This is a genomic window from Enterobacter cloacae complex sp. FDA-CDC-AR_0164, assembly GCF_003071645.1.
GTDB lineage: Bacteria > Pseudomonadota > Gammaproteobacteria > Enterobacterales > Enterobacteriaceae > Enterobacter > Enterobacter ludwigii.
Window position 1 is genome coordinate 2,936,202 of the sequence record NZ_CP028950.1, and the last position, 25,721, is coordinate 2,961,922.

A 25,721-nucleotide genomic window follows, 5' to 3' on the forward strand; every position below is an offset into this window, starting at 1 on the left:
ATCAGGCCGCACACCCGGTCAACATCAATCCTTATCCGACGCGCTCAGCGTAACGGAGGAGAGATAGTTCAGCAGCGCAATATCGTTATCCACACCCAGTTTCATCATTGCTGATTTCTTCTGGCTACTGATGGTTTTAATACTGCGGTTCAGCTTCTTGGCAATCTCGGTGACCAGGAAACCTTCGGCGAACAGGCGCAGAACTTCGCTCTCTTTCGGAGACAGGCGTTTGTCGCCATAGCCACCGGCGCTGATTTTTTCCAGCAGACGAGAGACGCTTTCAGGCGTGAACTTCTTGCCTTTCTGCAGCGCAGCGAGCGCTTTTGGCAGATCGGTCGGCGCACCCTGTTTCAGTACAATCCCTTCGATATCCAGATCCAGCACGGCGCTCAGAATGGCCGGGTTGTTGTTCATGGTCAGAACAATGATCGAGATGTCCGGGAAGTGACGTTTGATATATTTGATGAGTGTGATCCCATCACCGTATTTGTCCCCAGGCATGGAGAGATCGGTGATGAGCACATGCGCATCAAGCTTTGGGAGGTTATTGATCAGTGCTGTAGAGTCTTCAAATTCACCGACTACATTCACCCACTCGATCTGTTCAAGTGATTTGCGAATACCGAACAGTACAATCGGATGGTCATCGGCAATAATTACGTTCATATTGTTCATGTATAAGGCTACCTTGCTACAGCAAGCTTTTGACGTAGGCGTCAATGTCGCTGATGTATTTTTCAATGCCAGAGGCATCTTTCTCACGAATTAGATGTTCCAGCGTTTCACATAACTGCTTGCCGGGAACCAGATTAAGCATGGCAAACACCCCTTTAAGCCGGTGTGCTGTCTGTGCCAGCGCTGCAAAATCATTCGCAGCGGACTCAGTATACAACCGCTTAACATCATCTGGTACTGTATCAACAAAGAGTGAATAGTATCCGCTGGCGTGAAGCTCGGCATTTTCATTGCCGCCTAACGGTGATTCCGCTATCTCTTCCTGCGCCAGTTGCTCTTCTATTAGTTGTAGTACAGCTTCCTGCATCGCATTGCTTATATTAAAGTTGACGCGCAGCTGGCCTGGGCCGATTTTTCGCACGCCTGGCTCATCATCGCTTAAAAGCAAGCCGGAGGCAGTAAGATTAGACGGATTATCAGTTAAAAACAGATCAAATTCTTGACTTGAGAGTCTTTCATCCGGCGTTATGCAGGCCGCGCCCCAGTTTTCTAACTGACGAACCACAATATTGCGGATCTCATTCGAGGTCACATCCACCATCACGACCACATCATCCAGCAGGCGTTCTTCGTCTTCTTCCTGTGGATTCGCCGCCATTTTAACGTGCAGTGAGTAACGCGTGCCAAGTGATTCGCGGGCCTTGATATTCAGATGGCCACCGAGCTTACGTGCCAGCTGATCGCACAGCCAGAAGGTCAGGGCATTGGCCTTGCCGTAATGATCGCTCTGGGTGTCATTCAGGAACGGGAAATGCAGATTATCGATTTCGCTTGTCGTTACGCCTTCCCCGGTATCCAGGATACGGAACGTCAGGCGATCTTCAGCCGACTCGTCGGTACTGACTTCCAGGGTGATCTTGCCGATCTGGGTGGTGGTGACGGCGTACTGAATAATCATCAGCAGAATGCGACGCAGCGCTTCGCGATCGCCGTGACGTTCATCATTCGCCGGTAAATGGTTATTGATCAGCAACTGCAGCCCTTTGCGCTTAATCACGGGCAGGACCTCAGGCACCACTTCATCGATCAGATTCTGGATAGAGAAGAGGGTCGGCGTTCCTTTCCAGAAATCATTTTCGAGCATATTGGCCAGCTGGATCTCATCTACCATGCGCACCAGCGAGTCGGCCTGGCAGGCAAGCTGATGGCTTTCAGATGTATTCAGCGCCGCCGCCTGGGTCGCCAGCGTTTTTAACGGCTTCTTGAAGGCATCACCAATATTCTGCATAAAGGCAGCGCGTCCCTGCTGGTTTTTCTCATACAGACGTTGTGCCTGCTTGAGCTTTTTATTCACCAGCACTTCACGATCCTGATCGCGGATGATGAAGATCTGCGTGCGGGAGGCGATCTGGCTGCGGAACTGTCGGATCTCATACAGCTCGTTATTAATGGTGGCCTGAATCACGCCCTGATGTTGATCCGCCATAGCGGTGATGTTCTGCAGATTGAGATGAGGCAGCAGGTGGTCAGCAATTTTATTGCTCATCACCGTACGGTTGGCTTCCTGATCGTGAACCAGCACCCCAAGCGGCAGCACGGAAATAATCTCTTCATTCAGCGCGCGCAACACGCGCAGTTCGTTACTGGTTCCTGCCGGGACCGGGGCGGCATCGCTTTGACGCCCTGACTGGAAGCGGAACGTGCTGTAGCCAAACAGCGCCAGCGCCAGCAGGCCGATATTCAGCAGCAGGGGCAGGAGGATATTTTGCAGCGTATCAAGCAGCAGGGTGCCGAACGGCACTTGCCACACCAGACGCATACCGGTTGAGTTCAGCGAAGAGGCAATTTCGATTTTCGAGCCGTTAAAGGAGATCGATACGCTCTCTGCGGCCTCTTTGTCCGATGCGGCTCGCATATTCTGAGTGCTGCTGTCCGGCTCCAGACGGAAGCTGTCGAGCGGCATATCCGGTGGAATCAAGTCATTGATGGGCAAATCGAAGGCCACCACCGTCGCCAGATGGCCTGGCTGGTTAAAGGTGGTACGCAGCGTAAAGTAATGACCATTCTGCCAGGCGAGGCGGCGCAGAGATGAGAAGCTCTCACGTTCATCAAGGGCGTTCGCCTGCTGCAGCATTTCTGCCCGGCGGGAATCGACAATGCTGCCCACGGTCGTCTCTTTGAAACCGGAAGAGAGATCTTTTAGCGGCAGGGTTGAAATCAGGATCATGCTGTTGTCCTGACCGTTCAGATAGTACATCGACCACGGCACCGTCTCGGCACCCCAAAGGGTATCAAGATAGGTTGAGATGCGCTGGGTCATCTCAAGCGTTGCGCTGTCATGAGAGCCGAAGATCAGCGCTTCGGTTTTGCGCTGTGGTTTTTCCAGATAATAGACGTCCTGCTTCAGGCGAGTCTCCTGAAGCCCGTCTCCGGAGGAGGTTGCCGGCGCGGCCGCGATGTTGTCGTAAATCTGCCAGGTTGCATAGCGCCAGGTATCAATGCGCTTGTGGACGGCGTGGGTGATATCAACAACCTGATAGCTTTTGTCCTTCAGCCAGGCGTTAACCGCGCTCTGAACCATAACCCCCATTGTGACTAGCAGCACAACGATCAAAAGAAGAAAGAAACGGGTGATGCTCCCGGGTAAGAGGGAGAATTTGCTCGGAGCGGTAGTTTCAGTCTGACTCATTGATATCTTTAACCCGTAATGGTCGTGCTCTATGGCGATAGGGCAGTATAAAGGGTAATACCTGAATTTCCAGCGTCACGCTCTTTGAACCCGCCACTTTTTCGACTGACAATATCGGAGAACGCCATTGCATGAAACATGTACAAAGCGAGTGAGAGTGTACAAATAAAAACCGATATATACCGGCAAATAGCACGAATTAACAAGAAATTGAGATTTGCAGTAATGACGCGGTTCTCAAGGAGAGAGGAAACGAATTTAGTTAATAGTCGTTACAATTTCAGGGCGGTAGCACAAAAAAACGCATGCTACGTAAAGAAAGGTAAAAAAAAACCGAATGCCAGGCATTCGGTAGAATTAGGGATAAACAGACATTCAAATCTGAATGACGGTAATAAATAAAGTTAATGATGATAGCGAGAGTTATTTTAGAGATAACGGCCGATCTTGTTTTGTCATTCAGTGCTGTAAATATTTTTAATGTAGTTTGCTGAATTTAAATGTTTTTTCTTCTCGCTTGATGATAAGTGCTAAATTCTTAAGCTCTCTGTGCTTTGTAAAAGTTCCTTGATATTTACATTTTGAAACATGTTTATCGTGAAATGAAACATTTTCAAAGTTTTCGTATCATATTCCCGTTGGATTATTCTGTAATTTTGCGGAGAATGAAATTGCCGACTGGTTAATGAGGGTTAATCAGTAAGCAGTGGCAATTATAAGGCATATAACAGAGGGTTAATAAAATGAAAGTTAAAGTACTGTCCCTCCTGGTACCAGCTCTGCTGGTGGCAGGCGCAGCAAATGCGGCTGAAATTTATAACAAAGATGGCAACAAATTAGATCTGTACGGCAAAGTTGATGGTCTGCACTATTTCTCTGACGACAAGAGCAATGATGGCGACCAGACTTACATGCGTCTTGGCTTCAAAGGCGAAACCCAGGTTAACGATCAGCTGACCGGTTACGGCCAGTGGGAATACCAGATTCAGGGCAACACCTCTGAAAGCGACAACCAGTCCTGGACGCGTGTAGCGTTCGCGGGTCTGAAATTCGCTGACGCGGGTTCTTTCGATTATGGTCGTAACTACGGTGTGATCTACGACGTAACGTCCTGGACTGACGTTCTGCCAGAATTTGGCGGCGACACCTACGGTGCAGACAACTTCCTGCAATCCCGTGCTAACGGCGTAGCAACCTACCGTAACCAGGACTTCTTCGGTCTGGTTGATGGCCTGAACTTTGCTCTGCAGTATCAGGGTAAAAACGGCAGCGTAAGCGGTGAAAACGATTCCGGTCGTAGCACCCTGAAACAGAACGGTGACGGTTACGGCGCGTCTGTGACCTACAACCTGGGCGAAGGCTTCAGCATCGGTGGTGCGATGTCTTCTTCTAAACGTACTGCTGACCAGAACGACACCGCTAACCTGGCGCTGAAAGGCGAAGGCGATCGTGCTGAAGTTTACTCTGGTGGCCTGAAATACGACGCCAACAACATCTACCTGGCGGCGCAGTACTCTCAGACCTATAACGCAACCCGTTTCGGTAACTCTCAGAGCAGCAGCGACATTTACGGCTTTGCTAACAAAGCACAGAACTTCGAAGTGGTTGCTCAGTACCAGTTCGACTTCGGTCTGCGTCCATCCGTGGCTTACCTGCAGTCCAAAGGTAAAGACATCGAAGGTTACGGCGATCAGGATCTGCTGAAATATGTTGATGTTGGTGCGACTTACTACTTCAACAAAAACATGTCCACCTACGTTGATTACAAAATCAACCTGGTTGATGAAAATGAATTCACCCGTCAGGCGGGTATCGGTACTGATGATATCGTAGCGCTGGGTCTGGTTTACCAGTTCTAATCGCTTCATCGTGTGACAAAGGGGGCCTTATGGCCCCTTTTTCGTGCCTTTTCGGTTCTTACAATTCACCCTTTTGGTGTACTCTTGCCGCCCTGGCATGAGGATAATAATGAATGGACATGACTTTTTTACGCGCCAGCTTCCTGGCTATACTTTTTTTCCTGACAGCATGTGACTCTTCCACGCCTGTGGCCAAAACGGATGCTCCCGCGGCGACGGTGCTGGAAGGCAAAACGATGGGCACATTCTGGCGTGTCAGCGTGATGAATCTCGATAAGACACGCGCTGAAGAGCTTCGCAGCAAAATTCAGTCGCAGCTGGACGCCGACGATCAGCTTCTTTCGACCTACAAAAATGACTCTGCGCTGATGCGCTTTAACCTCTCCACCAGCACTTCCCTGTGGCCGGTGAGCGAAGCAATGGCCGATATCGTGACCGAATCAATGCGCGTGGGCTACAAGACCAACGGCGCGATGGACGTGACCGTGGGGCCGCTGGTTAACCTGTGGGGGTTTGGCCCGAACAAGCAGCCTGTCACCACGCCTGACCAGGCGGCGATAGATGACGCCCGGGCCCGGACAGGGTTGCAGCACCTGACGGTGATCAACCAGTACGGACAACAGTACCTGCAAAAAGATATTCCCGATCTGTTTGTTGATCTGTCGACGGTAGGGGAAGGGTATGCGGCAGATCATCTGGCCGCGCTGATGGCCCAGGAAGGTATTTCACGTTACCTGGTGTCCGTGGGCGGTGCGTTAGTCAGCCGCGGCATGAATGCCAGCGGTAATCCGTGGCGGGTGGCGATTCAAAAACCGACCGACCAGCAAAACGCCGTACAGGCGATTGTGGATATCAACGGCCACGGTATCAGCACCTCCGGGAGTTACCGTAACTATTATGAGCTCGACGGGAAGCGGATTTCGCATGTCATCGATCCGCAGACCGGCCGCCCAATCGCGCATAATCTGGTCTCGGTGACGGTCATTGCCCCCACCGCGCTGGAAGCCGATGCCTGGGATACCGGTTTAATGGTCCTCGGTCCGGAGAAAGCCAAAGAGGTGGTCCGCCAGGAAGGACTGGCTGTCTATATGATCACCAAAGAGGCTGATGGCTTCAAAACCTGGAGTTCGCCGCAGTTCGACAGCTTCCTGGTAAGTGATAAGAATTAAAAAGCAAGGTTGCGGGTTTTTAATCAGTGGCACTCGGGCACGCTGTATGTATGCTTGTAAGAGGAGCTGATGATGAAAAACCCGACCTTTACTACCGATGACGATCGCTGGCTGGCCGTGCTGGCTCGCGATCCGCGTGCTGACGATCAGTTTGTCTTTGCCGTGCAAACGACGGGGATCGTCTGTCGTCCGTCCTGCCGTGCCCGCCACGCGTTACGTAAAAATGTCCGCTTCTACCCCGATGTAGATCATGCCCTTCAGGCAGGGTTTCGTCCGTGTAAACGCTGTCAGCCGGACAAACGCGATCCGCAGGAACAGACGCTGGCAAAAGTTGAACATGCCTGCCGTCTGCTGGAGCGCGATCCCGCGTTAACGCTGGAAATGCTGGCGCAGCAGGTCGCCATGAGTCCTTTCCACTTCCACCGCTTGTTTAAGTCCGTTACCGGTATGACGCCTAAAGCCTGGCAACAGGCGGCGCGGGTACAACGCCTGCGTACCGCGCTTGCGCAGGGGGACAAAATTACCGATGCCGTGCTGGCCGCCGGGTTTCCTGACAGCAGCAGCTATTATCGTCAAGCCAACGCTGCGCTGGGCATGACGGCGAAGCAGTACCGGAAAGGGGATGTGGCCGTGCGTTATGCGATTGGTGAGTGTTCGTTAGGCCGTTGCCTGGTGGGGGAAAGCGAGCGTGGGATCTGCGCGATTCTGCTGGGTGACGACGATGCGACATTAAGCGAGGAGCTTTTGACGCTGTTTCCAAAAGCAGAGCGAGAAACGCTGGAAGGAGAATTCGCCCGGCGTATTGAGCGGGTGATTAGCGCTATCGATGACCATACCGTGCCGCTGGCACTTCCGCTGGATATTCGGGGCACCGCTTTCCAGCAGCGTGTGTGGCAGGCGCTTCGTGACATTCCCCGCGGTGAAACGGCAAGTTATCGCCAGGTGGCGCAGACGATCGGTAGCCCAGGCGCTGTGCGTGCGGTGGCGGGAGCCTGTGCCGCAAATAAACTGGCCGTTATCATCCCCTGCCACCGTGTTGTTCGTCACGACGGTGCGCTTTCGGGCTACCGCTGGGGGCCAGAACGAAAGGCGTTGTTACTGAAACGTGAGGCAAAGAACCCGGAGGGATAATGCTCGATCTTTTTGCGGATGCGGAACCCTGGCAGGAGCCCCTTGCGCCCGGCGCGGTGATCCTGCGCCGCTTTGCGCTTTCCCGCGCGGCGGCGCTGCTTGCCGGCATCGATGAGGTGGCGGCGGTCTCGCCGTTTCGACACATGGTGACACCCGGGGGGTACACCATGTCGGTGGCGATGACGAACTGCGGGGAACTGGGCTGGGCGACAAACGCGCAGGGCTATGTATATGCCCCGGGCGATCCTGTAACCGGCCAGCCATGGCCGCCGATGCCTGACGTTTTTCGGGCGCTCTGCCATGACGCCGCCGTTGAAGCGGGCTATGCCGACTTTCGCCCGGATGCCTGTCTGATTAACCGCTACGCCGTGGGGGCAAAGCTCTCACTGCATCAGGACAAGGATGAACCCGATCTGCGCGCGCCGATCGTCTCGGTATCCTTAGGCCTGCCCGCGGTCTTCCAGTTTGGCGGATTACGCCGTAACGATCCGCTGAAACGGCTCATGCTGGAGCACGGTGATGTGGTGGTTTGGGGCAGGGAATCGCGGCTTTTTTATCACGGCATTCAGCCCCTCAAACCGGGAGTACATCCTCAGACCGGCGAGTTCCGCCTTAACCTGACGTTCCGGCAGGCATCCCGTGGCCAATAAAAATAAGAATTATTCTTGATGTAACCGTCCGGCAGTTTAAACTGCTGGCTGATTTTTATTGCCCGGATTGCCTGCATGCAACTACTTCTCCTCGTCTGGCGTCAGTATCGCTGGCCCTTCATTGCCGTCATGGCGTTAAGCCTCGCCAGCGCCGCGTTAGGTATCGGCCTGATCGCGTTTATTAACGTGCGCTTGATTGAAATGGTCGATACCTCACTCGCCGTCCTGCCGGAGTTTCTTGGCCTGCTACTGCTGTTGATGGCGGTGACGCTCGGCTCGCAGCTGGCGCTGACGGCGCTGGGACACCATTTCGTTTTCCGTCTGCGCAGTGAATTTATCAAGCGTATTCTGGACACGCAGGTAGAACGCGTTGAGCAGCTTGGAAGTGCCTCCCTGCTGGCAGGGCTGACCAGCGACGTGCGCGCCATTACCATTGCCTTCGTTCGTCTGCCGGAGCTGGTGCAGGGCATTATTTTGACCTTTGGTTCGGCGGCGTATCTCGCCTGGCTCTCCACAAAAATGCTGGCGGTCACTGCGCTGTGGATTGTTATCACCATCTGGGGCGGTTTTCTGCTGGTGTCGCGCGTCTATAAACACATGGCGGTGCTGCGTGAAACCGAGGATAAGCTCTATAACGATTACCAGACCGTGCTGGAAGGGCGTAAAGAGCTGACCCTGAATCGCGAGCGTGCCGAGCATATCTTTAACCATCTCTATATTCCCGATGCCCGCGAATACCGGCATCACATCATTCGCGCCGATACCTTCCACCTGAGCGCGGTGAACTGGTCGAACATTATGATGTTGGGCGCCATTGGTCTGGTCTTCTGGATGGCGAACAGTCTGGGATGGGCGGATACCAACGTCGCGGCGACCTATTCACTGACGCTGCTGTTTTTACGTACACCGCTCCTCTCCGCCGTGGGCGCATTGCCAACGTTGCTGAGCGCTCAGGTGGCGTTTAACAAGCTCAATAAATTCGATCTCGCACCGTTTAAAGCCGAATTCCCACGCCCGCAGGCCTTCCCGAACTGGCAAACCCTGGAGCTGCGTAACGTCATGTTCCGCTATCAGGACAACGCTTTTTCCGTCGGACCGGTAAACCTGACGATTCATCGCGGCGAACTGCTGTTCCTGATTGGCGGTAACGGTAGCGGAAAATCCACGCTGGCGATGCTGCTCACCGGTTTATATCAGCCGCAATCGGGCGAGATTTTGCTGGATGGCAAAGCGCTGAGCGCGGAGAAACCAGAGGATTATCGCAAGCTCTTCTCGGCGGTCTTTACCGATGTCTGGCTCTTTGATCACCTGCTGGGGCCGGAAGGGCAGCAGGCTAACCCTGCGCTGGTGGAGAAATGGCTTGGGCAACTGCAGATGTCCCATAAGCTTGAGCTTCAGGACGGTAAAATCCTGAACCTGAAACTCTCGAAGGGGCAGAAAAAGCGCGTGGCGCTGCTGTTGGCACTGGCTGAAGAGCGTGACATCATCCTGCTTGATGAATGGGCGGCAGATCAGGACCCGCATTTCCGCCGCGAGTTTTATCAGGTGTTACTGCCGCTGATGAAGGCGATGGGCAAAACTATTTTCGCTATCAGCCATGACGATCACTACTTCATTCATGCCGACCGTCTGCTGGAGATGCGCGACGGCAAGCTCAGCGAGTTGACCGGCGAGGAGCGCGATGCGGCGTCTCGTGATGCGGTAGCGCGCACGGCCTGATGTCTCGTCTGACCCTCTCCGACCGGGAGAGGGGATAAAATCGCGGCCGATGTGCCGCTTTTTTATGCATCCCGTCCCGTTGTTTATTCTTATTTACATATCCCCGCGCTATGCTTAATGCCATCTCATTTCATGGATTTATGATTGATGTCGGTATTAAAGAAAAATAGCGCCCGGCAGCGTGACCAGGAACGTGCGCGTCTCATCTGGCTTCTCACGACCGATAAAGCGGTCACGTCTGCGTTACTGGGCAAACTGACCCTGGCTGAGCAATATGATGTCGGCACTTTAGCCGACGATATTGCTGAGGTAGGTGCACTGGTTGCCCATTTGCCTCCGCCCGACCTGGCGGATACCCTCGAAGCACTTCCCTCGGAAGAGCGTCACGCCCTGTGGCGTCTGGTGCAGGATCACGAGCGCGGGCAGGTGCTGCTGGAGGCGTCGGAAAACGTCTGGGATGACCTTATCGATGAGATGAGCGACCGGGATATTCTTGATGCCCTGCAAACGCTGGATATCGACGAACAGATTTACCTTGTTCAACACCTGCCGCGTAACCTGACCGGCCGACTGCTGGCCTCGTTGCCTGCCGATGAGCGGGCGCGCGTGCGCCAGGTGATGCACTACGATAAACACAGCGTTGGCGCAATTATGGAGTTTGGCGTCATCACGGTGCGCCCGGACGTCACGCTTGGCACGGTGCAGCGCTATTTACGCCGCATGGGGAGTATGCCCGACAACACCGATAAACTGTTCGTGACCTCGCGGGATAAAACCCTGCTCGGTGAGCTGGAGCTGAAAACGATCCTGCTCAACAGCACTCAGCGGCGGGTGAGCGAGGTCATGGAAAACGAGCCGATGGTCTTCTCGCCGGAGGATGACGCGGAAAAGGCCGCGCGTACCTTCGAACGTGACGACCTCGTGAGTGCGGCGGTGGTGGACTCGGTCGGCAAGCTGATGGGACGTCTGACAATCGATGAGATCGTTGACGTGGTCTACGAAGAGACCGATAACGATCTGCGTGCGCTTGGGGGGATCAGCGCCGAAGATGACGTCCATGCCTCCGTGGGCAAGGCGGTCAAAACCCGCTGGGCCTGGCTTGCCATTAACCTCTGTACCGCGTTTATCGCCTCCCGCGTGATTGATGGCTTCGAACACACCATTTCGCAGCTGGTCGCGTTAGCCTCGCTGATGCCGATTGTGGCCGGGATAGGCGGCAATACCGGCAACCAGACCATCACCATGATTGTTCGCGCGCTGGCGCTGGAGAACATTCAGCCGGGTAACTTTGCCTTTCTGATCTTCAGAGAGATGGGCGTAGCGCTGATTAATGGCCTGGTGTGGGGCGGAATTATGGGCGGCATTACCTGGTGGCTGTACGACGATATGGCATTAGGCGGCGTGATGATGCTGGCGATGGTGCTGAACCTGCTGGTTGCGTCGATGATGGGCGTCATCATCCCGTTGACGATGACAAAGCTCGGGCGCGACCCCGCAGTGGGGTCGAGCGTGATGATCACTGCCATCACCGATACGGGCGGCTTCTTTATTTTTCTTGGGCTGGCAACGCTTTTTCTTCTTTAACCCGACGCTTAATTCGGGCGGGAAGGAGTGCCATCACGATAATCCCGCCCAGCACGCCAATGGCCAGGTTGCCGGTTGATACCGTGGCTGCAACGGTCACCAGCATCACGACCGTTTCCGCAATGGGGGCATTTTTCACCGTCGCGGGCTGCAGGCTATGCCAGCTGAAGGTTTTGACGGCGACAATCGCCATAATCCCGGCCAGCACGGCCATCGGGATGCGGGCCATCACTTCACTCAGCGCCGTCACCAGCACCAGAAGCACCAGACCGGCCGCAACAGTGGAAATGCGGCTTCGGCCTTTGCCCATCTCCACGTTGACGATGGTTTGACCAATCATGGCGCAGCCTGCGATACCGCCATACCAGCCGGCCAGAATGTTACCGATGCCCAGACCAATGCTTTCGCGGCGCTTGCCGGACGGGGTTGCCGTCAGCTCATCCACCAGTTTTGCCGTCAGCAGCGACTCCAGCAGACCCACAAACGCAATGCTTAATGCGCATGGCCAGATAATGCTCAGCGTATCGGTGTTCAGCGGGACAAGCAGCTGCGTCAGCCCGGGCAGGCCACCGCTCATGGTGCCTTCGTCACCCACGGTCGGCAGGATTTGCCCGTTGGTCACGGTAAACAGGGTTAACACCACAATGGCAATAAGCGGCGCGGGGATACTTTTGATATAGCGGGGCACCCAGAGGACGATCAGCAGCGTCAGCACAAACAGGCCCACAATCAGCGGGCTTCGGCTCCAGAAATGGGGAACCTGGGCGAAGAAGATCAAAATACCGAGCGCGTTAACAAACCCGGTCATCACCGACTGCGGAATAAAGCGCATCAGACGCGCCATACCGAGCACGCCGAAGAGGATCTGGATCACCCCGGCCAGCAGAACGGCCGGCAAAATGTACTGCACGCCATGCTGATGCACCATCGGGCCAATCACCAGCGCCACGGAACCCGCTGCCGCCGTGACCATTGCCGGGCGGCCGCCGAGCACGGACAGGGCAAGACACAGCACCACGGAAGCAATCAGGCTGACTTTAGGATCAACCCCTGCGACGACAGAAAACGAAATCACTTCAGGAATAAGCGCCAGGGCAGTAATCACGCCCGCCAGCGTTTCACGCATCAGCAGCCGGGGAGAGCGTAATACCGAGGCGACATGGCCTTCATGGGGTAAAGAAGAATCGGGTAATGACATAACACTTCGCAGGTTAGGGCAGGCTTCCGTGCGCGCGATCACAAAACGCAACATACTAGCCAGAAAAGCCGCCTTTTGCCAGCCGCATAGGTAATCCCTCACAAACAATCCATCATTAAATTTCACAATTACAATAATTTCTTAACCTTTAAACACCATTTAAAAGTTGTTACCGTTCCCGCGCAGCTTTTTTCACCTGCAATTTCCACGCATCACGCACTTTTACACTAAGGCATAAATTATGAAAAAAATGACTGCCATGCTCTTGTCTCTGGCCGTGGGGCTGAATACCGTCTCAATGGCGGCAAAAGCTGACACGCCAAAAGAGCAGGAAACGGACGTCCTTTTAATTGGTGGCGGTATTATGAGCGCCACGCTGGGAACCTATCTGCAAGAACTGCAGCCGGACTGGTCTATGACCATGGTCGAGCGCCTCGATGGCGTGGCGCAGGAGAGCTCGAACGGCTGGAACAACGCCGGTACGGGCCATTCGGCACTCATGGAACTGAACTACACACCGCAGAAAAAGGACGGTTCCATTAGTATCGAGAAGGCGGTTGAGATCAACGAAGCATTCCAGATTTCTCGCCAGTTCTGGTCTCACCAGGTGAACAGCGGCGTAATGCACGATCCGCACTCCTTCATCAACACCGTGCCGCACATGAGCTTTGTGTGGGGCGAGCAGAACGTTAACTTCCTGCGTGCGCGCTATGCGGCTCTGCAGCAGAGCACGCTGTTCCGCGGCATGAAATACTCCGAAGATCACGCGCAGATTAAAGAGTGGGCTCCGCTGGTCATGGAAGGTCGTGATCCGAACCAGAAAGTCGCCGCAACCCGTACTGAAATTGGTACTGACGTGAACTACGGCGAAATTACCCGCCAGCTGGTAGGTTCCCTGCAGAAAAAAGAGAACTTTAATCTGCAGCTCAGCACCGAAGTGCGTGGCTTCAAGCGCAATGCGGATAACAGCTGGAGCGTGACCGTTGCCGATCTGAAACACAATGAAGAAGAGCACGTCATCAAGGCGAAGTTTGTCTTTATTGGTGCGGGCGGCGCGGCGCTGAAACTGCTGCAGGAAACCGGTATTCCGGAAGCGGACGATTACGCAGGCTTCCCTGTGGGCGGTCAGTTCCTGGTGTCTGAAAACCCGGAAGTGGTGAATCGTCACCTGGCAAAAGTCTACGGTCAGGCTTCCGTTGGTGCGCCACCCATGTCCGTTCCGCACATCGACACCCGCGTGCTTGACGGTAAACGTGTGGTGCTGTTCGGGCCATTCGCGACCTTCTCCACGAAGTTCCTGAAAAACGGTTCCCTGTGGGACCTGCTGAGTGCGACCACCACCTCTAACGTTAAGCCCATGATGGACGTCGGTCTGGATAACTTCGATCTGGTGAAATACCTGATTAGCCAGGTGATGCTCTCTGACGATGAACGCTTTGACGCGCTGAAAGAGTACTATCCGCAGGCGAAGAAAGAAGACTGGCGTTTGTGGCAGGCGGGTCAGCGTGTACAGATCATCAAACGCGATCCGAAAGAGGGCGGTGTACTGCGTCTGGGTACCGAAGTGGTCAGTGACAAAGAAGGCACTGTTGCTGCGCTGCTGGGTGCGTCACCGGGGGCTTCTACCGCTGCGCCAATCATGCTGCATCTGATGGAAAAAGTGTTTAAAGACAAAGTTGCCAGCCCGGAATGGCAGGCAAAACTGAAAACCATTATTCCTTCTTACGGCACTAAGCTGAACGGTAACGTTGACGCGACGGAACAGGAACTGGAATACACCAGCCGCGTTCTGCAGCTGCAATATGTGAAGCCGCAAGCTGCTGCTGACGCAGCACCGAAGGCAGAGCTGAAGCCTCAGGCGGAAAACAAACCGGTCGCGGATATCGCACTCTGATGTGAAAAAGCCGGGTAGCGTTAGCGCTTACCCGGCTTATTAAACCGCACAGTATCATGGCCGGGTCAGGCGTAATCGCCACCCGGCTTATCCTTAACGGACTTCTGCGGTGCCCGTCTCTTCTTCCGCCTTCCACACGCGATATTTCACTTCCACGTTTGCAGGCGTATAAACGACGATTGGCAGCTTGCTGTTATAGCGCAGCAGACTGTTGTCACCCAGATACGCGGTAACAAATTTCTTCTCTTTCTTGCCATCCGGGCAGGCCATCATGGTCGAAACCGGAGACGTCACTTTATCAAAGACGTAATAGTCGTAGCCCCAACCTTCCAGGGTTTTGCTTTCCAGCTGACCGCCCAGACGGTGCTGGTTGCAGTCCACTTCCAGCGTCTGGCCAATTAACAGTTCCACTTTGAAATTCGCTTCATCCTGCTGAGCGGGTAACTGAATGACCTGACGCTTCATCCCTTTTTCCGCTTGCGGATAAGGCGCTACTTTTTCCAGAGGCTGCGCTTTAGGGGTGTCGCTGGCGAAAGCGCTGGTGCTAACGCATGCGGCGGCAATCAGGGCAATGGCAAATTTAGGTGCTTTTTTCACAGTCATTCCTTTATGTCAAACTATCAGGCACAGGTTAACATAATGTTCGTGAATGGCTAGTGTAATTTACTTACATTTTCAATATTGGCAGCGTATAAAACTATATTCATGCACAATGAGTGGTTGTTTGTACTGCATTGGAGTCTGGCGGCAGATCGTGTTATTTTAAGCGCCACATAATGTTATTCATCTGTGAAGGGAAGAGAGAGATGGTACGTGCAAAACTGAAAACACCTGAAGGCCGCAAGTTCCTGTTGGCGCTACTGGTTGTGTTTATGATTGCTGCCGCGTGCGTTGGGCGGGCAACCATTGTTGGCGTTATTGAACAGTACAACATTCCTCTCTCTGCCTGGACGACCAGCATGTATGTCCTGCAATCAGCGATGATCTTTGTTTATAGCCTGGTGTTCACCGTGCTGCTTGCCATTCCGCTGGGTATTTTCTTCCTGGGTGGGCGTGATAAACATTAAACGCCTTTCCTGCGATAAAAAAGCCAGCCTGAGCGCTGGCTTTTTTATTGGCTCGTTGTTCTTCCTCAGGTTTTTTAATCCGTCGTATCCTATTCTGTAAGCAGTCAGGCCACTGTTTTCAGAGCAGGAGTTACAGATGCTTTCCAGATTTACGGTACTCAGCCGGATCCCTCGTGGGGTCTGGGTAGTGGGTGGCGTCAGTATGTTGATGGACATCTCGTCAGAGAGTATTCACAGCCTGCTTCCACTGTTTATGGTGACTACGCTTGGAACGAGCGTGTTGGTTATCGGCCTGATTGAAGGGCTCGCGGAGGCTACCGCTCTCTTTATCAAAGTCTTTTCGGGGGCGATTAGCGACTATCTTGGCAAGCGTAAAGGGCTGGCGCTACTCGGGTATGGCCTCGGTGCGCTGAGCAAACCCTTTTTCGCCCTCGCATCCTCTTCGGGGATGGTTTTAGGCGCGCGCCTGATGGATCGTGCGGGGAAGGGGATCCGCGGTGCTCCACGGGATGCGCTGGTCGCAGATATCACCCCGCCGGAACTGCGTGGGGCGGCATACGGCCTGCGTCAGTCTATGGATACCACCGGCGCATTTCTGGGGCCACTACTGGCCGTGGGATTAATGCTGCTGCTACACAATGATTTTCGCGCGGTTTTCTGGATAGCCCTGATCCCCGGCTTTCTTTCGGTTGCGCTGCTGTATTTCGGCCTGAAGGAGCCGAAAACCCCTGTCGAACATAAACGCACTAATCCCATCAAAAGAGAGAATTTAACGCGGCTGGGAAAATCGTGCTGGTGGGTCATTGGCCTGGGGGCGGTATTCACACTGGCACGTTTTAGCGAGGCTTTTCTTATCCTCCGTGCGCAACAGTCTGGCGTTCCCCTGGCCTTAATCCCGCTGGTGATGGTGGTGATGAACGTGATCTATTCTTTCTCGGCCTATCCGTTTGGCAAACTCTCTGATGGTATGAGCCATACCCGGCTTCTGCAGTGGGGGCTAGTCGTATTGATTGCCGCTGATGTCGTTCTGGCCCTGAGTACCCACTGGATCGGTATTATTGTCGGCGTTGCGCTCTGGGGCATGCATATGGGGATGACTCAGGGGCTGCTGGCCGCGATGGTGGCCAAAACAGCGCCTGCGGATTTGCGCGGTACGGCGTTTGGTCTTTTTAGTCTGGTCAGCGGGGTCGGGTTACTGATGTCCAGCGTGGGTGCCGGCGCTATCTGGGAACTGTGGGGCGCAGAATATACCTTTTATGCCGGCGCGGTGATTTGTTTGCTGACGCTGCTTTATCTGCGTAAAACGCCTGCCGAAGTGCGGTAAGAATACGGTTATTAAAATGCTTTTCTTTTTTTAGTCGTACGAATCTGGGCTGGACAGCATTTATGCTGATTCAACCAGCCCTGTCATCAATTGCAATAAATTCCTGCCTCTGTAATTAGCCTCCCGCTATACCGCCACGTTGTTCAATTATCACACCTCTTATCGCGTGAAATCCGGGCATGTATTCCTCTCTGCATTGCTGACGGTGTCTGGCTTGGGGCCACACCAGCTATGCAGGGACAGGGCGCTTTATCCAGAAGAGGGATGCTTTCGTTACGTCAATGCACGTGCACTGAAACATTATTTCATTTTTTTTAATCAGGATAATGAACCGGAAAAATTCACCATATGAGTGTTATTCACTAAAAAATGATTGGTTGCAAAAACAATAGAGATGTTTTGAAACGAATTAACAGGGAAATGTAGTGGTTGAGTTGATTGTTATTTCTACGATTTGAATTAGGGATATTGATAAATATCAAAAATGTAATCGTTTACAGTCGTTATTATGCGCGGTTTGAAGTGCTTGTTTCGTTTATTGAAAAAAGTCCCCGACATGTGCCGGGGTAGTTAATTGTTGTTTCTGTTTTCCCTTAACATAAATTAAAGGTAATTATTGTAATGAACCGCCATTCTATCATTTCTTTATCCGTAATAATTGCGCTTTCATGCGGAAGTGTGAACGCCTTCGCTTCTAATTTCATGACCATGGAGGAAAAAGCCACTGCTATTCAGTCGATTCGCAATGAAGCCAATCAGGCCATGGAGGATAAGCAGGCTGCATTAAAGGCTTACAATGCCGACCGTTCACCTGAAAATATGGCCCGTTTAGGGGACATCGAAAACAGCTTACGCACTGCAGGCGATCGTATTAATGCAGTACAGGCAACTGAAATGGCTCCCGATGCGCCGCGACCTGTAACACAAAGAACGCCGCAACCCCTGCAGCAGAAAACGCCACACATTACGGGCACGACTTACCGGAACGCTGTGATTTCAATGCAGCAAGTCACTACAGGGCCAGCCTTACCTGCAGGAACTGCCGTTAACCCCCCTGACGCCACCAAAACGTCTGCAGTGGCTGCGCCACAAATCACAGGCACAACTTACCGCGCCGCAGTGGTGTCTATGCAGCAAGCGACAACAGGTCCAGCCTTACCCGCTGGCACGGCGGTTACTGCGCCCTCGCTTACTCATACTCCAGCCACCACGAAAGCACCTGATAACGTTACAAGTGTTGCCATAACAAAAGACACGGGCTCGATTAACGTTGCTGTGTCCAGTATGAAGCCGGGGACGCCTGTGAATATCACGGTTAATGGTGTCACCACTACCACCACCGCAGGGGAGATCGCCAAAGTCGATCCGAATGTGCAAATCGCAGTTCCGCATGTAGACGCGTTGATCGTCTCTCAGCGTCAGGGAAGCGATCATAGCCGTAATAACTCACGACATGAGCATGGAACGGGGAACGGCAGCAACAATGCAGCCAACAGCAACAGCGCCCACGGCTTAGGCGGTGGCAATCATATTGGTGGTGGTAGCGCTCAGTCTGGCTCCAGAAACGTGGGTCACTGGTGATAGTAAATCTCTTGATGGGTTGGTTTTTGGGGGTTGTCAGTGGCTGGTGTATGGCTGGAATAGTGGCAAACCTGAAAGAAATCAGGCGACAACATGTCGAATTTGGGAAGTATTTTAAGTGAAACCCTTAAAAAAAGTGTTACTGATGAAAAAGGCTCAGTGGATATTCTTCATTCTGGCAGCGGTGACTACAACAGGATGTAGCATTGCTTCTCAACCCGAAACGGATGCATTAAGCACCCGGCCTTTCATGGGGGGGAACGGTAAACGTGTTGCGGCAATGTCAGATTTTCAAATCTGCGAGGCGTTGGGCTATGCACAGGCCCACCACGAAACGAAAGTTTACAACACGCTTTCCGCATTGTTGGAGCAACGCCAACAGGCGGGTACGCTCAGGATCGCTCAGGGTGATTGCACCGCAGCAGCGCTAAACGTCATCAATGAGGAAAAGGCCAAAGTGAAACAGTAATGCATCAGGGGCCAAAACGGGCCCCTTTTTTTCCAGTGAGTGGCATGACACCCATTTCCCTTTGCAGAAATAAAAAAACAACCCGGAAGGGTTGGTTTTCAACAATATGTTGGTCGGAAAAACGCTTCTTGGGGATGTCCTCATGTGGCTTATGAAGACATTACAAACATCGCGGTGTGTTAATCAATGGGGAGCAGGGCAGGGTTAGATATGTATAAGCTCAGACTCGTTTTGGCAGTTTCAATACACCGAACCAAACCTAATATGGCAGTAAACGCTCAATCGCGACGTAACAGATTTGGACTTACACTCGTAGCCCATCCACACTTACTCGTGGCAGATCAATTACTGTCTTAATGCTTGTTTCAATGCAGTCAATGATGGACTCACGAGGCCCGCAGCGCCAGTCTGCGCTCGCATAGAAAGAATTAAGCACCGTATTCATATTTTCAATACTTTCAAAGGCTCGAATGAGATAGTAGCAATCAAGATCGTGCAGAGAGTTACCAAACGACACCACATCGATGCCGTGGCGTTGATGTAGAGGAACGCTAATTTCTGCCATGACGTTATGAAAAAATGCTCCGGTGCCTTTGTGTAAATTGTATTGCAGTATCTCGACTGTTTTCATCATCACTGCTCCAGACGTTGGTGTATCGCACTAAGTCGATTGTCCAATGTTATTGTGTTACACAAAGGAAAATTATCAGCTAAAGTCCGCGCCAGTACATTCGATATGAGGGCTTCAAAGAAATTTATTCATTTGTAAGCCACATATCAGACTCTTCAAACATATCCTCCAGCATGCGGTTCAACTTTTCACGATCGCTTTTGCTGGCATCGCTATTGAGTCCGTTAGCCTGCATAGGCTTAACCTTCACTTCAGCATCAGGGAAGATGTTATGCACTCGCTTCGTAAGCTCGGCCAATATAATTTCTCTGGCTCCATTCAGGCCCTGAACATTTCGCTTATCGTAAACCAATTCAACAAACATAAAACCTCCGTAATAACTTCAAGTGGGGGAGGTATTTTTACTGTAAAAATATACAGCGTCAAGCGTGGCGGAGTGTTTTAAGGGGGGAGGTGTCGACCGTTGGTGCTGAAACTACAGGTAATGATTCCCATCAGAAATGATGCAATAAAAAAACCAGCCATAGCTGGCTGGTTTTAAAGAGTATTTTTGGTCGGCACGAGAGGATTTGAACCTCCGACCCCCGACACCCCATGACGGTGCGCTACCAGGCTGCGCTACGTGCCGACGCATAAAAAGAATACTACTCGATTCCGTTTTGAATGCAAGGGAATCTGTTGCTAACTGGTTTATAATTAATCAGTTAGCGATAAAGCGCTTCTCATCCGTCAGGACCTGCAGCAGCAGGCTCAGCTGCGGTTTTTGGTCTTTCAACCGCTCACCCTGCAGATTATACGTCTGATACTTCCCATTGTTGTTCAGCACCAGCGTCAGCGCTGGCGTAGTCACCACCAGCGTGCTCTCTCCGGCTGCCGTCACCCAGTTATGGCGGCGGGTGGCACTGAAGAGATCCTGCCCCTGTGAATACTCGTTTGCTGGCGTGCTGACGTGCAGCAGACGTTGCATCAGGGTCGTCATCACATCTTTATGTTCAGTCAGCATATTGATGCGCTGCGCCGGCGTTCCCGGCCAGTGGATCACCAGCGGAACATGCAGATTTGGACGCGACCACTCCATGCTCTTCGTCTCGTCACCCAACGGGATACCATGACCGGCCGTGACGATCACGACGGTGTTATCCAGCTTGCCAGACTCGCGCAACGCGTCGAGTACGCGGCCAATCTGTGCATCCACATCACCGGCAGCGCGGCTGTAGCGGCGCGCAAAGCCTTTCTGATTCGTGTCCTCAAGGTTGGTGCCGTTTAAGGCAACCCACGAGAACCAGCGGTTATCTTCCTGGGCGTAGCGTTGTAGCCAGCTTATCCACTGACTGGCGGTCTGTTCATCTGTCTGGCTCTGTGCCGCCGGCAGTGAGAAGTCTGACAGCAGCGCCTGGCGATAGAGCGCGCTATTAAAGCCATCCGATGAGAATAGCCCTAACTGATAACCCTGCTGATTAAGCCCGGTGATCAGTGCCGCAGGAATACGGGCGGACAGCACGCCGTCCATGTATCCGGCTGAAATGCCGTAGAACAGACCAAAGATACCCGCGTCGGTCGAGTTACCGGAACTCATATGCTGTGTAAACGTCACGTTCTTACTGGCGAAATCAGCCAGAGCAGGCATCTGCTTCTCGTAACGTGAATAATTCAGGCCATCGACGGTGATTAACAGGACGTTTTGCCCGCGGCCCATATCGCGATAGCGTAGTTCGCTCAGCGGATACTGAACGCTGACCGCTTCCGGATTACCCTGTTCGACCAGACGGCGCTGATACTCCTGCGCATCCAGCAGGCCGTGTTTTTCGAGGAAACGGCGGGCCGTCATCGGATAAGAGAGCGGCAGGTTAGCGCGCTGCATGGTAATAGGGCGATAGAAGTTCGCATCCGCCCAGATATACATGATGTGCGAGCTAATAAAGGAGACGAAAAAGAGCGTCGCAACGGGCTTCGCGTAATGGCGGCGCCGGGTCAGGCTGCGCAGTTTTTGCCAGCTCCAGGTGGCAAACAGCATCTCAATAAGCAGGATCACCGGAACGCTGATAAACATCAGCTGCCAGTCACGGGCCGTTTCGTTTTGATCCGGGTTGATCACCAGTTCCCAGACGATGGGGTTGAGATGCAGGTGAAAACGGGTAAAGACTTCGCTGTCGATAAGCAGCAGCGTTATCCCCGCCGTCGCGAGGATAGCGGACAAGAAACGCATGAGCCGCTGCGACATGACGATAAACGTCAGGGGGAACAGGATCAGCAGATAGGTGGCGAAAACCAAAAAGCTAAAGTGACCCACAACGCTCATCCAGGAGTAAATACGCCCGGTTAGCGTTGTCGGCCAGTCTGCGACAAACAGATAACGACAGCCAATGACCGTCGCTAACAGAATGTTGAACAGGGCAAACCAGTGTCCCCAACTGACCATCTGGGAGACTTTTTCACGGTAGCGCTGACGATTCGTCACCATAAACTGTTGTTCGTTTCCCTTAATGGGCCTGGTCGTCGCTGACGGAGGACTGTAACGCCTGGGCGAAAGATTTGGCGATCGCCTGACGCTGAGCCGGAGCAACGCTGGTATTGATAAGGTTGGTGACCATATTTCCCAAAACCATCAGGGAGAGATCGGTCGGCGTTTTATGTTTTTCCAGTACGTTGACCAGCTCACTGAGCAGTTGTTCAACGTGTTCATCACTGTAGCGGGAATGTTGTGGCATAAATCAAAATCAGTTTGTTGATGAAAGGGCAACATATTACCGTAGCGACAGCTTTTTTTCCCCTTTTTTATCTGTTGTTGCACACATGACCTGGTGGTGGTTGAATACCGCCCGGTCTAAAAGGAGAGTTTATCATGAGTCTGGAAATCAACCAGATTGCCTTGCACCAGCTTATCAAGCGTGATGAGCAAACCCTTGAAGTGGTGCTTCGCGATTCGTTACTGGAACCCACAGCGACCGTTGTGGAAATGATGGCGGAGTTGCACCGCGTCTACAGTGCTAAAAATAAAGCCTATGGTCTGTTCAGCGAAGAGAGCGAACTGGCTGATAGTCTTCGTCTGCAGCGTCAGGGCGAAGAGGATTTCCTGGCGTTTAGCCGCGCCGCTACCGGACGTCTGCGTGACGAACTGGCAAAATACCCGTTCGCAGACGGCGGTATCGTCCTGTTCTGTCACTATCGGTACCTGGCAGTAGAGTATCTGCTGGTCACCGTGCTGAACAATTTAAGCAGCATGCGCGTGAATGAGCAGCTGGATATCAGCTCTACCCATTATCTTGATATCAACCATGCGGATATCGTGGCGCGTATCGATTTAACCGAGTGGGAAACGAACCCGGAATCGACCCGCTACCTGACCTTCCTGAAAGGCCGCGTCGGCCGTAAAGTGGCTGATTTCTTTATGGACTTCCTCGGCGCCAGCGAAGGTCTTAACGCCAAAGCGCAGAACAAAGGGCTGCTGCAGGCGGTTGACGACTTTACCGCCGAAGCGCAGCTCGATAAATCTGAGCGTCAGACCGTGCGCCAGCAGGTGTACAGTTACTGCAACGAACAGCTGCAGGCGGGAGAAGAGATTGAGCTGGAGTCGCTGTCAAAAGAGCTGGCGGGCGTCAGTGAAGTCAGCTTCCAGGAATTTACTGCTGATAAAGGCTATGAGCTCGAAGAGAGCTTCCCGGCGGATCGCAGTACGCTGCGACAGCTCACTAAATTTGCCGGTAGCGGCGGTGGGTTGACCATCAACTTTGATGCCATGCTGTTGGGTGAACGCATCTTCTGGGATCCGGCCACCGATACGCTGACCATTAAAGGCACGCCGCCGAACCTGCGCGATCAGCTTCAGCGCCGCACCTCAGGCGGGAAATAACAGGCATAAAAAAAGCCCCGCAGAAGCGGGGCTTTTTTTTCGACGTGTTTGCGATTACGCGCGAACGAAGTCGATATGAGTGACTTTTGGCTTGAACGCGTGACGCTGAACAGCCTGAACTTTCACTTTTTCTTCTTTACCGCCAACAACGATGGTCAGAACTTCGCTGTAGAATTCAGGTTTGTTCTGCAGGTTCCACACTTTGTCGTGATCCAGTTCGATTGCAACTGGAGCAGCTTCGCCACCGTAAACGATAGCCGGGAACTTGTTAGCGTTACGCAGGCGGCGGCTCGCACCCTTACCCTGCACGTTACGTACTTCTGCTTCGATAGTAAACATTGATTTCTCTCTGTATTTTAAACCCTACTACAGGCGACCCAGCAGCAGGTGAGTGTTCTGCTTCACGGATATGAAGCGGGCGGCATTTTATACTCAAACGCCCCTCACATCAATGAAAAGTCCCCTTAACCGCGCAATTCGTTGGCGCGACGAAAACGGCCTTCGTAATCAAACACCTTTTCCCGAACCTGCCAGAACTGTCCTTTCATACGAGCCACAACAAAATCCGGGTGGCGCAGTAACACCTGCTGGCGCACGATATCGGCCACGGTAATCCAGCGCAGCGGTACACCGGGCGTACGGGTGTGCGGGCGAATAAAGAGTTGTTCGAAGGCCATACGCTGGGCAGGCGTATGTACCCTGAAGCGCTCGCTGACGTCTGCGCCGTCTTCATCGTAATAGGTGATTTTCAGCCACTCGCCTTTGTCATCCGCGCCGGGTTGCAGTGCCATACCGGAACAGCGCAGCACCAGCGCATCTTTTAACTTCAGCGCTGCTTTTAGCATGTCATCAGGATCGACCAGAACCGTATCGCATTCGCGACAGCGACGGGCGGCAATATCGTTTTCCGCATTGCACTGCGGGCAGTTTTTAAAGCGGAAACGGAAATCGCACTGTTCGCGATGTCCTTCGTCATCTTCAAACCAGCCCTGACAGCGGCGGCCAAAATGTTCAATCAGCGTGCCGTCTGCGGTGGTTTTACCCCAGAAGGTGTTGGCAAAACCACAGGCAGGGCAAAAGACCTGAACGGGGACGTTGTCGCTTTTGCCTTTTGGCGTGCCGACTTCCGGAGAGTAGAGATCGTGCGGGTTTCCGGCGTAATCCAGAATAAGACAGTCGGTTTTCCCGGGCGCCAGGCGCAGGCCGCGCCCCACAATCTGCTGATAAAGACTGACCGATTCGGTCGGACGTAAAATGGCAATCAGATCGACATGCGGGGCATCAAACCCGGTGGTTAACACTGACACGTTCACCAGATAGCGGAATTGTTGCGCTTTGAAGGCGTCGATCAGGCGGTCGCGCTCCGGCCCGGGCGTCTCGCCGGTGATTAAGGCCGCGTCCTCGGCGGGCAGCAGCCCGGTAATTTCTCGCGCATGCTCCACGGTGGCGGCAAAGATCATGACCCCTTTGCGCGTCGCGGCGAACTCTTCTATCTGGCTAATGATATGCGGGGTAATGCGCTTTTGCTTTTTCAGCTCCTGGTTCAACTCCGCTTCGCTGAATAACCCGTTGCTCTGCGCCTGTAACCGGCTGAAATCGTACTGCACCACCGGCATGTCCAGCCGCTCGGGCGGCGTCAGGTAGCCATGCTTGATCATGTAGCGCAAAGGAAGTTCATAGATACAGTCGCTGAACAGCGCTTTCTCGTCGCCGCGCACCATGCCGTGATAATGGTAGCGATAGATCCAGCCTTTACCCAGGCGAAACGGGGTCGCCGTCAGGCCAAGCAGGCGAAGATGCGGGTTTACCTCTTTCAGGTGAGTGAGGATTTGCTGATACTGGCTGTCGTCGTCATCGCTGATGCGGTGACACTCGTCGACAATCAGCAGCGAAAATTCACTGCGAAACAGATCAAGGTTGCGGGCCACCGACTGTACGCTGCCAAAGACCACTTTGCCGTGGCTCTCTTTACGCTTTAGCCCGGCAGCGAAAATGTCAGCTTCCAGCCCGAGCGCGCAATACTTGGCATGGTTTTGTGCCACCAGCTCTTTGACGTGGGCCAGCACCAGCACGCGTCCGCGTGCCAGACGCGCCAGTTCGGCGATCACCAGGCTTTTGCCAGCACCGGTGGGAAGCACAATGGCCGCCGGTGCATGGTGTTTACGAAACCAGGCGAGAGTAGCGTCAACGGCTTCCTGCTGATAAGGACGAAGTGTAAAAGTCATGGGGTC

22 protein-coding genes and 1 tRNA gene are annotated in these 25,721 nt (G+C 53.2%); 12 read left to right on the top strand and 11 right to left on the bottom strand.

Annotated elements, in window-relative coordinates:
• Positions 1-24 precede the first annotated feature (24 nt).
• Together rcsB and rcsD are read right to left on the bottom strand one after the other, a co-directional pair.
• Positions 25-675: a response regulator transcription factor RcsB gene (gene rcsB, locus AM410_RS14430; RefSeq protein ID WP_006176468.1), complete on the bottom strand. Its 651-nt coding sequence runs from the start codon at positions 673-675 to the stop codon at positions 25-27.
• Between the two features lie 16 nt (positions 676-691).
• Complete coding sequence (rcsD, locus tag AM410_RS14435; protein WP_014170960.1) at positions 692-3,364, bottom strand: phosphotransferase RcsD; 2,673 nt, start codon at positions 3,362-3,364, stop codon at positions 692-694.
• Between the two features lie 743 nt (positions 3,365-4,107).
• On the opposite strand from rcsD, the gene AM410_RS14440 reads away from it, so the two are divergent.
• The 6 genes from AM410_RS14440 to mgtE all read left to right on the top strand — a co-directional run bounded on the left by AM410_RS14440 (position 4,108) and on the right by mgtE (position 11,476).
• Entirely contained in the window at positions 4,108-5,223 is a 1,116-nt protein-coding gene (locus AM410_RS14440) for a porin OmpC (protein ID WP_020883165.1), read from the top strand.
• Positions 5,224-5,336: 113 nt separating this feature from the next.
• A complete protein-coding gene (gene apbE, locus AM410_RS14445; protein ID WP_032678595.1) occupies positions 5,337-6,392 on the top strand; it encodes an FAD:protein FMN transferase ApbE in 1,056 nt (351 codons plus the stop codon).
• A 72-nt stretch (positions 6,393-6,464) separates the two neighbouring features.
• Positions 6,465-7,523 carry a bifunctional DNA-binding transcriptional regulator/O6-methylguanine-DNA methyltransferase Ada gene (gene ada, locus AM410_RS14450; RefSeq protein ID WP_108647993.1) on the top strand — a complete coding sequence of 353 codons (1,059 nt, stop codon included), beginning with the start codon at positions 6,465-6,467 and terminating at the stop codon, positions 7,521-7,523.
• Complete coding sequence (alkB, locus tag AM410_RS14455) at positions 7,523-8,173, top strand: DNA oxidative demethylase AlkB (RefSeq protein WP_020883168.1); 651 nt, start codon at positions 7,523-7,525, stop codon at positions 8,171-8,173. Before ada ends, alkB begins: the two co-directional genes overlap by 1 nt.
• A gap of 75 nt (positions 8,174-8,248) precedes the next feature.
• Positions 8,249-9,892 carry a multidrug ABC transporter permease/ATP-binding protein gene (locus AM410_RS14460; protein WP_014170954.1) on the top strand — a complete coding sequence of 548 codons (1,644 nt, stop codon included), beginning with the start codon at positions 8,249-8,251 and terminating at the stop codon, positions 9,890-9,892.
• A gap of 147 nt (positions 9,893-10,039) precedes the next feature.
• Positions 10,040-11,476: a magnesium transporter gene (gene mgtE, locus AM410_RS14465; protein ID WP_108647994.1), complete on the top strand. Its 1,437-nt coding sequence runs from the start codon at positions 10,040-10,042 to the stop codon at positions 11,474-11,476.
• On the opposite strand, the gene AM410_RS14470 is transcribed toward mgtE, so the two are convergent.
• Positions 11,439-12,728 carry a SulP family inorganic anion transporter gene (locus AM410_RS14470; protein WP_108647996.1) on the bottom strand — a complete coding sequence of 430 codons (1,290 nt, stop codon included), beginning with the start codon at positions 12,726-12,728 and terminating at the stop codon, positions 11,439-11,441. The two genes, mgtE and AM410_RS14470, sit on opposite strands and share 38 nt — an antisense overlap.
• Positions 12,729-12,915: 187 nt before the next feature.
• On the opposite strand from AM410_RS14470, the gene mqo reads away from it, so the two are divergent.
• Positions 12,916-14,568 carry a malate dehydrogenase (quinone) gene (gene mqo, locus AM410_RS14475; RefSeq protein WP_014170951.1) on the top strand — a complete coding sequence of 551 codons (1,653 nt, stop codon included), beginning with the start codon at positions 12,916-12,918 and terminating at the stop codon, positions 14,566-14,568.
• Between the two features lie 93 nt (positions 14,569-14,661).
• Here mqo and eco read toward each other — a convergent pair whose 3' ends face one another.
• Positions 14,662-15,165, bottom strand: coding sequence for a serine protease inhibitor ecotin (gene eco, locus AM410_RS14480; protein ID WP_025203609.1), 504 nt, complete (start codon positions 15,163-15,165; stop codon positions 14,662-14,664).
• 209 nt (positions 15,166-15,374) lie between these two features.
• On the opposite strand from eco, the gene AM410_RS14485 reads away from it, so the two are divergent.
• The 4 genes from AM410_RS14485 (at position 15,375) to AM410_RS14500 (ending at position 19,009) form a co-directional block, all read left to right on the top strand.
• Positions 15,375-15,635 carry a DUF2534 family protein gene (locus AM410_RS14485; RefSeq protein WP_010433451.1) on the top strand — a complete coding sequence of 87 codons (261 nt, stop codon included), beginning with the start codon at positions 15,375-15,377 and terminating at the stop codon, positions 15,633-15,635.
• A gap of 136 nt (positions 15,636-15,771) precedes the next feature.
• The gene (locus AM410_RS14490) at positions 15,772-16,959 is read left to right on the top strand and encodes an MFS transporter (RefSeq protein WP_108648000.1); all 1,188 of its coding nucleotides are present in this window, start codon (positions 15,772-15,774) and stop codon (positions 16,957-16,959) included.
• Positions 16,960-17,580: 621 nt separating this feature from the next.
• Positions 17,581-18,540, top strand: a complete 960-nt coding sequence (locus AM410_RS14495; protein ID WP_108648001.1) for a hypothetical protein — start codon at positions 17,581-17,583, stop codon at positions 18,538-18,540.
• A 145-nt stretch (positions 18,541-18,685) separates the two neighbouring features.
• Entirely contained in the window at positions 18,686-19,009 is a 324-nt protein-coding gene (locus tag AM410_RS14500; RefSeq protein ID WP_236900066.1) for a hypothetical protein, read from the top strand.
• Between the two features lie 304 nt (positions 19,010-19,313).
• On the opposite strand, the gene AM410_RS14505 is transcribed toward AM410_RS14500, so the two are convergent.
• From AM410_RS14505 to AM410_RS14525, 5 genes are all read right to left on the bottom strand, one after another.
• Positions 19,314-19,640: an NIPSNAP family containing protein gene (locus tag AM410_RS14505; protein WP_032681961.1), complete on the bottom strand. Its 327-nt coding sequence runs from the start codon at positions 19,638-19,640 to the stop codon at positions 19,314-19,316.
• 124 nt (positions 19,641-19,764) lie between these two features.
• A complete protein-coding gene (locus tag AM410_RS14510; protein WP_063214740.1) occupies positions 19,765-20,004 on the bottom strand; it encodes a DinI family protein in 240 nt (79 codons plus the stop codon).
• A gap of 187 nt (positions 20,005-20,191) precedes the next feature.
• Positions 20,192-20,268, bottom strand: a tRNA-Pro gene (locus AM410_RS14515).
• Between the two features lie 72 nt (positions 20,269-20,340).
• Positions 20,341-22,101, bottom strand: coding sequence for an LPS biosynthesis-modulating metalloenzyme YejM (gene yejM / locus AM410_RS14520; RefSeq protein WP_025203628.1), 1,761 nt, complete (start codon positions 22,099-22,101; stop codon positions 20,341-20,343).
• Between the two features lie 19 nt (positions 22,102-22,120).
• Positions 22,121-22,348: a YejL family protein gene (locus AM410_RS14525; RefSeq protein ID WP_001135586.1), complete on the bottom strand. Its 228-nt coding sequence runs from the start codon at positions 22,346-22,348 to the stop codon at positions 22,121-22,123.
• Between the two features lie 134 nt (positions 22,349-22,482).
• Between AM410_RS14525 and yejK the strand changes: the two genes are divergently transcribed.
• On the top strand, positions 22,483-23,490 hold the full coding sequence (yejK, locus tag AM410_RS14530; RefSeq protein ID WP_014170942.1) for a nucleoid-associated protein YejK: 1,008 nt from the start codon (positions 22,483-22,485) through the stop codon (positions 23,488-23,490).
• A gap of 54 nt (positions 23,491-23,544) precedes the next feature.
• Here yejK and rplY read toward each other — a convergent pair whose 3' ends face one another.
• Positions 23,545-23,829 carry a 50S ribosomal protein L25 gene (gene rplY / locus AM410_RS14535; protein WP_014170941.1) on the bottom strand — a complete coding sequence of 95 codons (285 nt, stop codon included), beginning with the start codon at positions 23,827-23,829 and terminating at the stop codon, positions 23,545-23,547.
• 125 nt (positions 23,830-23,954) lie between these two features.
• A complete protein-coding gene (locus AM410_RS14540) occupies positions 23,955-25,715 on the bottom strand; it encodes a DEAD/DEAH box helicase (protein WP_108648003.1) in 1,761 nt (586 codons plus the stop codon).
• Between the last annotated feature and the right edge of the window lie 6 nt (positions 25,716-25,721).

What these genes read in the sequence shown, in the direction of transcription:
- apbE (WP_032678595.1), top strand. Translation starts at nt 5,337, where the DNA reads ATGGACATGACTTTTTTACGCGCCAGCTTCCTGGCTATACTTTTTTTC.
- AM410_RS14490 (WP_108648000.1), top strand. Translation starts at nt 15,772, where the DNA reads ATGCTTTCCAGATTTACGGTACTCAGCCGGATCCCTCGTGGGGTCTGG.
- AM410_RS14460 (WP_014170954.1), top strand. Translation starts at nt 8,249, where the DNA reads ATGCAACTACTTCTCCTCGTCTGGCGTCAGTATCGCTGGCCCTTCATT.
- yejM (WP_025203628.1), bottom strand. Translation starts at nt 22,101, where the DNA reads ATGGTGACGAATCGTCAGCGCTACCGTGAAAAAGTCTCCCAGATGGTC.
- AM410_RS14500 (WP_236900066.1), top strand. Translation starts at nt 18,686, where the DNA reads ATGAAAAAGGCTCAGTGGATATTCTTCATTCTGGCAGCGGTGACTACA.
- AM410_RS14485 (WP_010433451.1), top strand. Translation starts at nt 15,375, where the DNA reads ATGGTACGTGCAAAACTGAAAACACCTGAAGGCCGCAAGTTCCTGTTG.
- AM410_RS14470 (WP_108647996.1), bottom strand. Translation starts at nt 12,728, where the DNA reads ATGTTGCGTTTTGTGATCGCGCGCACGGAAGCCTGCCCTAACCTGCGA.
- rplY (WP_014170941.1), bottom strand. Translation starts at nt 23,829, where the DNA reads ATGTTTACTATCGAAGCAGAAGTACGTAACGTGCAGGGTAAGGGTGCG.
- mqo (WP_014170951.1), top strand. Translation starts at nt 12,916, where the DNA reads ATGAAAAAAATGACTGCCATGCTCTTGTCTCTGGCCGTGGGGCTGAAT.
- yejK (WP_014170942.1), top strand. Translation starts at nt 22,483, where the DNA reads ATGAGTCTGGAAATCAACCAGATTGCCTTGCACCAGCTTATCAAGCGT.
- mgtE (WP_108647994.1), top strand. Translation starts at nt 10,040, where the DNA reads ATGTCGGTATTAAAGAAAAATAGCGCCCGGCAGCGTGACCAGGAACGT.
- rcsD (WP_014170960.1), bottom strand. Translation starts at nt 3,364, where the DNA reads ATGAGTCAGACTGAAACTACCGCTCCGAGCAAATTCTCCCTCTTACCC.
- rcsB (WP_006176468.1), bottom strand. Translation starts at nt 675, where the DNA reads ATGAACAATATGAACGTAATTATTGCCGATGACCATCCGATTGTACTG.
- AM410_RS14495 (WP_108648001.1), top strand. Translation starts at nt 17,581, where the DNA reads ATGAACCGCCATTCTATCATTTCTTTATCCGTAATAATTGCGCTTTCA.
- AM410_RS14540 (WP_108648003.1), bottom strand. Translation starts at nt 25,715, where the DNA reads ATGACTTTTACACTTCGTCCTTATCAGCAGGAAGCCGTTGACGCTACT.
- AM410_RS14525 (WP_001135586.1), bottom strand. Translation starts at nt 22,348, where the DNA reads ATGCCACAACATTCCCGCTACAGTGATGAACACGTTGAACAACTGCTC.
- alkB (WP_020883168.1), top strand. Translation starts at nt 7,523, where the DNA reads ATGCTCGATCTTTTTGCGGATGCGGAACCCTGGCAGGAGCCCCTTGCG.
- AM410_RS14505 (WP_032681961.1), bottom strand. Translation starts at nt 19,640, where the DNA reads ATGAAAACAGTCGAGATACTGCAATACAATTTACACAAAGGCACCGGA.
- ada (WP_108647993.1), top strand. Translation starts at nt 6,465, where the DNA reads ATGAAAAACCCGACCTTTACTACCGATGACGATCGCTGGCTGGCCGTG.
- AM410_RS14510 (WP_063214740.1), bottom strand. Translation starts at nt 20,004, where the DNA reads ATGTTTGTTGAATTGGTTTACGATAAGCGAAATGTTCAGGGCCTGAAT.
- AM410_RS14440 (WP_020883165.1), top strand. Translation starts at nt 4,108, where the DNA reads ATGAAAGTTAAAGTACTGTCCCTCCTGGTACCAGCTCTGCTGGTGGCA.